We start from the raw sequence: 6,065 nt of genomic DNA, 5'->3' as shown, positions 1-6,065 counted from the left end.
GCCACAAATAGACGGGGGGGTGCTCGCTGCTGCGGCGCCCCTCCCCCCCTACCACCCCCTCCTCTAATTCTCCCGCGCTCTCCCCTCCACGCCCGAGCCCGGTCTCCGCTTCGAGGTGGAGCAGCGCGGGACGGTCCACGGCCCGCGCCGCCCGGACCGCTGCCCGCACCGCCCACGGGGCACCGGCCGACAGCTCGACACCCGCGGCCACCGCGGCATTCCAGTCGTCACCGGGGGTCAGCAGCCACGCCAGCAGCCGGCCGGGGACACCGGCCGCGCGCAGCGCCAGTGCCTCCCGCATCCCGGCGACGCCGAGCCAGGTGGCACCGCCCGCGAGCGCCGCGCGGGCGACGGGGACCGTGCCGTGCCCGTAGGCGTCGGCCTTGACCACCGCCATCACCTCGGCGGACCCCGCCGTGTCACACAACCGGCTGACGTTGGCGCGGATCGCCGTGAGATCGATATGGGCCTGCGCGTGCGGGGCTCCGGCCTGCTGTCCGTCCTGGCCGTACTGCCCATGCGGCCCGTGCTGCCCGTACTGCCCGTCCTGGTGGTGCGCTCCGGCCGCCGGCCCTGCCACCGATCCGGTTGTCGGTGCCGGTACGGCGGAGGGCGCCGGGCCCGCGGCCGGGACCGGCTCGGCGGGCACCCCCGGAGGGTGCCGGTCCACGACCGTTGTCACCGCCGCTCCGTATCCGGCTGCGACGTTCTCGGCCTCGCGGGCCATGCCGAACGACATGCCACCGTCCTTCCATGAAATCCATTGCTGCCCGGTGAGCTGCGGGTGGAGCCATGGTTTCGGTGGGGGGGACGGCCCGTCATCGTTCGCTCGGCACTGTCTCGGGCCACTCGGCAGTGGGGCCGCGACAACGGGAGGCGGTGGCGGGGCAGGCGGCTGCGTACGGGAGGACGGCATACGGAAATCCCGCCATACGGAGACACCGGACCGTCACAGCGACATACCGGGCGGCGGCCCGGGTTCCCTCACCCGGAAGTACCCACGGCGTCGTCCGGGCCGCCTTCCGCGCCGTATCGGCGGGCGGTGAGCTGGAGCAGCAGAGCGGTACGGACCTCCGGGTCGTCCAGCGGCAGCGCCACCACCTCCTGAAGCCGGCGCATCCGGTGCCGGAGCGTGTTGGGGTGGATGTGCAGCCGGGCGGCGGCGGCCCGTGGATCGCCCCGCTCCTGGAGCCAGGCGTACAGCGTCGGCACACAGTTCGTCCCGTGCGTCCGGTCGTGGTCCACCAGCTGTTGCAGCGGTCCGACGCCCGCGATCCGGGCCGCCGCGGCGGATCGCGCGACATGGCGCAGCACGACCGTCGCCCACACCTCGTCGTGCACGGCCTGGCGGCGCGCGATCAGGCCGGTCCGGAGCAGATCGAGCGTGTCATCGGCCTGCTCACGCGAGCGCGCCAGCCCGGGGACCGACGCCGCGAGCCCACCGACCGCGAGCAGCGGTGCGGGCTCTCCGGTGGTGCCACGGAGCGTCTCCAGCCATCGGGGTCCGTCGTCGGGGCCAGGGCTGATCATTTCCGCCGGGACGATCCCGTAGACCACCCCGCCGACGACCGCCGCGGGTGACCGCAGGCGACTGCCGCGGAACCGGGACATACGCTCCCATACGGTCAGCCGCTGTCGCTCCGCCTCCTCCTCGTCCTCGCAGCGCACCCCGACCGCGATCACCCGCCAGGGACCGGTCGTGAGCCCCAGCCGCCGCGCCGCGTCCGCCGCTCCCTCCTGGCCGTGCAGCACCGTGGCGACCATGTCGGTCAGCACCAGGCGCTCCACATCCGCACCGGCACGCCGGCGCAGCAGATGCAGCGCCGCCGTCGCGGCCGTGTCCGCGAACGCCTCGGCCCGCTCGGCGGGCACCGGCCCCGGCACGATGGCCCAGATCGAGCCGAGCATCTCCCCGCCGGCATGCACCGGCACGACCAGCCGCGGCTTGGTCCCCTCGACCACAGCGGGGACGTAGATGGGGCCGGTGTCCTGGGCGATCCGGTGAAAGACGCCGTAGCGCCGGAAATGGGCGTTGACCTCGTCGGGGACGTGCCGGCCCATGATCGTGGCCACCCGCGCCTCGTCACCGCGCTCCTGCCGCGCGGAGTACGCCAGGACCCGGGAGCTGCGGTCCTCGATGGTGACCGGCGCGTCGATCACGGCGGCGATCGCATCGGCCAGACCGAAGAGGTCCCCCGCCTCGGCACCGGCCGTCCCGCTGCCGGAGTCCGCGTACCCCTCGCTGTCGAGCACCGCCCGCAGCAGCGACACGACCTGCGCCCAGCCCGCCTGCTGCTCGACCTGCACCAGCGGGAGTCCCGCCGCGCTCGCGGCCGTGACCACCGTTTCGTCGACCGCGACCGGGGCCTTGAGCAGCAGAGCGCCCGCCGACCGCCCGGCGCACAACGACAGCAGCCGCAGAGCCTGCGCCCGGTCCGTGAGATTCACTCCGAGGACGACATCGCCCGGACGCAGATCGAAACCGCCGTCCGGCTCGGCGATCACCACATCTCCCACCGGGACCGCGGTGCCTCCGGGGGCGCACACCCCCGACAGCACGGCCGGCCCGATGGAGCTGAGAAGCCGCTGAAGGCTCATCACTGGCATCACCCGCTCACCGTTCCACCCACCATCGTGCCCTACGGAATCCGCACCTCCGCCGGCCGGGTCCGCCCCGGCTCCCCATTCCCGTCGGCGGGAGTGAACGGTGGCGGGAGCCCGTGCGTATCTCTCCATATCCGTGTCCCCGAGGCACCGGTACACGATGTGAGGAGGCAGCATGACTGACCCGGGTATCCCGCAGCTTCAGGCATTGCCGGACGGAGACGCCGAACTCTCGCTGGTGGTGCGCTTGCAGTGGGAGGACGTCGCCGCCCTCGGTCAGGACGCCGCCCGGCTGGCTGCCCGCTTCAAACGCCCGGTGACCCTCGACGAGGCCGCCGGTCATCGCCTGCGTATCCGGTCGTCCGCCGCCCACGCCAAGGCCATGCCGCAGGAGCGGGCCCAGCCCGCCGTGGCCTCCACGACCGTGTCGCCGCTGCCCGCCCGCTCCCCACAGGAGCAGGCCCGGCAGGCGATCGAGAAGATCAACGGCTCCCACGGTCATGAGACGGCGTAGCGCGACGCAGGGCTGAGAGCACGAGGGGGCCCGGCGGGTCCCCCTCGCGGAGGGGTTCGGTGGTGTGGGGCCGCCGGGCCCCTCAAGCGCGCCCGGGGACCCGCGGCCCGCTCGACGGCCGGCCGCGGGGCCGCTCCGAGCAGCGCGGGGCCGCCGGCTGGGCCGACCGGGCGAAGTGCGTCGGCCCAACGGCTCAACCCGGGAGCACGGTGCGTGCTGCCCCGCGCCCACCGGTGGTTGGGTGACGAGCCGGCGCGACCGTCGCTGGGCCCCGCAGGGCCGGGCCGTGCACCGAGGAGGCAGGCAAGCGTGGACGCCGAGGCCGGCGCTCTCCTGAACGTCCCGAGCAGCGAAGGCACGTAAGGCATGCACACCACGGTCACCCTGCTGGCGGGCGTCCCGGCCCAACTGCTCCCGGCCCGGGAGCTGATGGCCTTCACCCTGGCCTCCCACATCATTCTGGTACCGCTCGGGGTGGCACTCCCACTGATCACCCTGGTGATGCACCACCGCGGTCTGCGCCGGAACGATCCCGTCGCACTGCTCCTCGCCCGGCGCTGGTCGGCGGTGATGGCGGTGCAGTTCGCCGTCGGAGTGGTCACCGGCACCGTGCTGTCCTTCGAGTTCGGACTGCTCTGGCCGGGCCTGATGGGCAAGTGGGGCGGCGTCTTCGGTATCGGTTTCGGGGTGGAGGCCTGGGCCTTCTTCCTCGAAGCGGTCCTCATCGCCATCTACCTCTACGGCTGGCGGAGGCTGAAGCCCCGCACCCACTTCCTGCTCGGCCTGCCACTGCCGGCCGCCGCCCTGCTCGGCGCGTTCGGCATCCTGGCGGCCAACGCATGGATGAACACACCCCAAGGGTTCACCCTCGACGCCGACGGCAACCCCGAGGACGTGCACATCTGGTCGGCGATCTTCACCCCGATGTTCGGCCCCCAGTACTGGCACTTCGTCGTGGCGATGCTGATCACCGCGGGCTACACCGTCGCCGGGGTCTACGCCGTCGGCTGGCTGCGCGGCCGCCGCGACCGCTACCACCGGCTCGGCTTCACCGTGCCGTTCACCCTCGCCGCGGTCTTCACCCCGGTGCAGTTCGTGCTGGGGGACTCGATCGCCCGGTCCGTCTTCCACAAGCAGCCGGTGAAGTTCGCCGCGACGGAACTCGTCTGGCGGACCGACACCCATGTACCCGAGTACATCTTCGGCCGGCTGCATCCGGACGGCAGCATCTCCGGCGGCATCAAGATCCCCCAATTCGACTCCATCCTGGCCGGGTTCACCCCCGGCACCAAGGTGACCGGACTGACCTCCGTCCCGGCGGACGACCGGCCGACGGTCACCCAGGCCACCATCGCCCACTGGGCCTTCGACCTCATGGTGGTGATCGGCTCCCTGCTGATCCTCCTCGCCCTCTGGTACGGCTGGTGCCGGCTGCGGCGACACCGGCTGCCCACCTCACCGTGGTTCTTCCGCGGCGCGGCCTGCGCGGGCGTCGCCTCCGTCATCGCCGTCGAATGCGGGTGGATCACCGCCGAAGTGGGGCGCCAGCCCTGGATCGTCTACCGGCACATGCGCGTTGCCGAGGCGGTGACCGCGACCCGCTCCACCAGCCTCTGGATCATGCTGGGCCTGGTCCTCGTGGTGTATGTGTTCATCTTCGGCTCGCTGCTCGCCGTGCTGCTCAAGATGCGGACGAACTGGCGGCTCGACGACGCGCGCCGGGCGGCGGGGGAGCGGACCGAGGAACCGGAGGCCGACACCCCGTACGGGCCCCGCGCGCGGGTACCGGCCGGTGACCCGTCACCCGACGGCGGCACCGGGCCCGGACCGGACGGGGACGGCCGGCCGTGATCGCCGATGTCATCGCCGTGGTGCTGCTGCTCGCCGTCGCCGCCTACGCCTGCGCCGGAGGCACCGACTACGGAGCCGGGTTCTGGGACCTGACGGCCGGTGGCACCAGGCGCGGCGCGCGCCCCAGGTGGCTGATCGACCACGCCATGGCCCCCGTATGGGAGGTCAACAACGTCTGGCTCGTCTTCGTCTTCGTCATCATGTGGACGGGCTTTCCGACGCTGTTCCAGACGGTGTTCTCGGCCATGTGGCTGCCGCTCGCCCTGGCCGCCATCGGCCTCGTGCTGCGCGGCGCCGGCTTCGCGCTGCGCAAACCCATCCGCCGGATCGCCGGGCGACGCCTCTACGGCGCCGTCTTCGCCGTCTCCTCGCTGCTCACGCCGTTCTTCCTCGGCGCGGCCGTCGGCGGGATCGCCTCGGGCCGGGCGGTACCGGGCACGGTGGCCTCGGCCCACGCCTGGGCCAACCCGACCTCCATCCTCTTCGGCCTGATCGCCATCGTGGCGACGGCCTTCCTCGGCGCCGTGTTCCTGGCCGGCGACGCCGCCCGTTACGGCGCGCCCGACCTGGTCGGCTACTTCCGACGGCGGGCGCTGGGGAGCGTCGTCGCCCTCGCCGTCCTCGCGGCCGTCATGCTGACCGTCACCCGCAGCGATGCCCCGCATGTCTGGCACGGGCTCACTCACGGCGTCGGCCTCGGCCTCGTCATCCTGGCCGGAGTCTGTTCCCTCGCCACCGGATGGCTGCTGCTGCGCCGGTCCGGCGTCTGGTCCCGGGTCACCGCCGTCGGCGTGGTCGCGGCGGCGGTCATCGCCTGGGGAGCCGCCCAGCGCCCCTACCTCATCCCCACGTCGCTGACCGTGGCCGAGGGGGCCGGCGACCCAGGCAGCCTGCGCTGGACCGGCCTGGTCACCCTCGTCGCCGTGGTGCTCGTCTGCCCGGCCGTGGCCTTCCTGTACTGGCTGGACACCCACGGCGAACTCGAACCGCTCTCCGACACCGACCTGCGCCGCACCGAACCGGCTCGCGACGATCCGACCGAGCTGAACTGACCACGGTGCCACCGGCCGCCGGTCGCGGACCGCGGTGGCGCTCC

The 6,065-nt window shown here is 73.1% G+C and carries 5 protein-coding genes; 3 read left to right on the top strand and 2 right to left on the bottom strand.

All coding sequences use genetic code 11. The features are described 5' to 3' along the window. Positions 1–739, bottom strand: a 739-nt coding sequence (locus tag ACZ4XD_RS24835; RefSeq protein ID WP_468045454.1) for an alanine racemase, incomplete at its 3' end; no start/stop codon positions are given. 245 nt (positions 740–984) lie between these two features. Then, a complete protein-coding gene (locus ACZ4XD_RS24830) occupies positions 985–2,607 on the bottom strand; it encodes a PucR family transcriptional regulator (protein WP_468045452.1) in 1,623 nt (540 codons plus the stop codon). A 172-nt stretch (positions 2,608–2,779) separates the two neighbouring features. Between ACZ4XD_RS24830 and ACZ4XD_RS24825 the strand changes: the two genes are divergently transcribed. The 3 genes from ACZ4XD_RS24825 (at position 2,780) to ACZ4XD_RS24815 (ending at position 6,021) form a co-directional block, all read left to right on the top strand. After that, positions 2,780–3,118 carry a hypothetical protein gene (locus ACZ4XD_RS24825; protein WP_468045450.1) on the top strand — a complete coding sequence of 113 codons (339 nt, stop codon included), beginning with the start codon at positions 2,780–2,782 and terminating at the stop codon, positions 3,116–3,118. Positions 3,119–3,484: 366 nt separating this feature from the next. Continuing rightward, positions 3,485–4,969, top strand: coding sequence for a cytochrome ubiquinol oxidase subunit I (locus tag ACZ4XD_RS24820; RefSeq protein WP_468045448.1), 1,485 nt, complete (start codon positions 3,485–3,487; stop codon positions 4,967–4,969). Further along, on the top strand, positions 4,966–6,021 hold the full coding sequence (locus ACZ4XD_RS24815; protein WP_468045446.1) for a cytochrome d ubiquinol oxidase subunit II: 1,056 nt from the start codon (positions 4,966–4,968) through the stop codon (positions 6,019–6,021). The genes ACZ4XD_RS24820 and ACZ4XD_RS24815 overlap by 4 nt, the downstream gene beginning before the upstream one ends. Positions 6,022–6,065 lie beyond the last annotated feature (44 nt).

Source organism: Streptomyces sp. NPDC029466, assembly GCF_055574515.1.
Note: the sequence above shows the minus strand (reverse complement) of the source record. Positions and strands in the feature narration are given on the sequence as shown.